Genomic DNA, 1604 nt, shown 5'->3' on the forward strand with positions numbered 1-1604 from the left:
TGCATAGCAGGGATCTAGAAATGGATCTATATAGTCAGTCCTATTGACCCCTGACTACGTATTCATGTATAGACTTAGGGACTTTTAGAATTTTTAAATGCAGTATAACTCTGCTCCAAAGCTAAATATGTGCATCGTACCAGAAATTTAACAAGAAGAGTGATCCTTCTTAAGACTCTTTATCAAACCGTAGCAGCCAGATAACTACGTGTTAATCCTAAGAAGAACAATACATCCTAAGGGTAAGAAAAGCGCTAAGCTTATAACTCTCGAAAACTTAGTATATAATTCAAACACATTGACAATATATACACATTTTGTTAGCGATATGTCAATATACATGTATAGTTCTACAAGGGAATACTGTATTATTTTTTTATATTTTTCATACAATATTATGAGCCCAAGAAATACCATTCTAATTAAATAGAAAGGACAAAACAGTATGTTTGGAGAAAAACAAATTCGCAATTTTGGTTTAATGTTAAAAGAGTTATTAAAGGAACGGTCATTATCTATAAGGAAATTTAGTGAACTCACTAAAGTTGATACAGCTACAATTTCACGAATAATAAACGGAAAACGAAAAGCAACTCCAGAGCACTTACAACGATTTGCTGACTGTCTTGAAGTTCCTACGTCAGAGTTATTTGTAGCTGCTGGTTATCTTATGGATCAGAAACAGTCAAATATTCAGACATCGATTGAAAGTATTCAAGATTTTCTCGATTCCTCTAATTTCTATACTAAGAAGTTTAGTGCAGAAAGTGTTGAGCAAGAATTAGCTAGATATGAACAATTTTCACAAACAGAAGAAGGAAAAGAGATCATACTTCAAAAATTTGAAGATAAACTTCAAAAAACAGACAGTATAGGGCCGTTTATTAATCAATTGAAGGATATGTATAAGAAATTTCTCTCGAAGAAGACTACAACACGTGAACTTGCTTTAATTGGAAGTGCACTAATCTATTTTATTTTACCAGTGGATGTTATTCCAGATTATCTTTTTCCACTTGGATACATAGATGACGCTATGGCTGTCCAAATTGTTACAAATTTATTATCCATTAAAGTATGAAACTCATGTAAAACAAGAAGTTGATGTTTGAATTAACAAACGGACGCTGCAGCATGCTTAAAGATAATAGACTTTTGTATTGAACAAGACCACCAGCGCCTTTCATTAACATTTAAACCTAGAGAAACATTCTTCTTCACTGCTCTTACATATTTTTTCACCTCAAAACAAATATCTTCTTCGTATACAACAACGTGATTCATTAACGTTTAAACCCCAAACAAAAAAGAGCGGTTTCATAACCGCTTTTTTTAATCTTAAACTACCTCATATATACTCCTTCATTAATTGGGTATCTCATTTGAACATATTTTTTGCAAGTTCACTTATAGATTCCCTTTCGTTTCAGAATAATTTATTTCCCTATTTTTCTATAAATATCACTTCACATTACTACAACTAGACTCATACCCTAATTTGTATACCTATTTTAAAGCAGAAAGGCAGGAAGAACGAATGACCTCCTATATAGATTACACCTCTCCCTCCATCCGATTCACTCATGATTTAAGCACAAGTAATT

General features: G+C 32.3%; 2 protein-coding genes. One reads left to right on the plus strand and one right to left on the minus strand.

Annotation, left to right across the window (positions count from 1 at the left end):
* Positions 1 to 445: 445 nt before the first annotated feature.
* On the plus strand, positions 446 to 1081 hold the full coding sequence (locus V7183_RS24130; RefSeq protein ID WP_097894917.1) for a DUF1232 domain-containing protein: 636 nt from the start codon (positions 446 to 448) through the stop codon (positions 1079 to 1081).
* A gap of 32 nt (positions 1082 to 1113) precedes the next feature.
* On the opposite strand, the gene V7183_RS24135 is transcribed toward V7183_RS24130, so the two are convergent.
* Complete coding sequence (locus V7183_RS24135) at positions 1114 to 1284, minus strand: hypothetical protein (RefSeq protein WP_154724623.1); 171 nt, start codon at positions 1282 to 1284, stop codon at positions 1114 to 1116.
* Between the last annotated feature and the right edge of the window lie 320 nt (positions 1285 to 1604).

Source organism: Bacillus sp. JJ1127, from assembly GCF_036965845.1.
In the GTDB taxonomy this organism is placed as follows: domain Bacteria; phylum Bacillota; class Bacilli; order Bacillales; family Bacillaceae_G; genus Bacillus_A.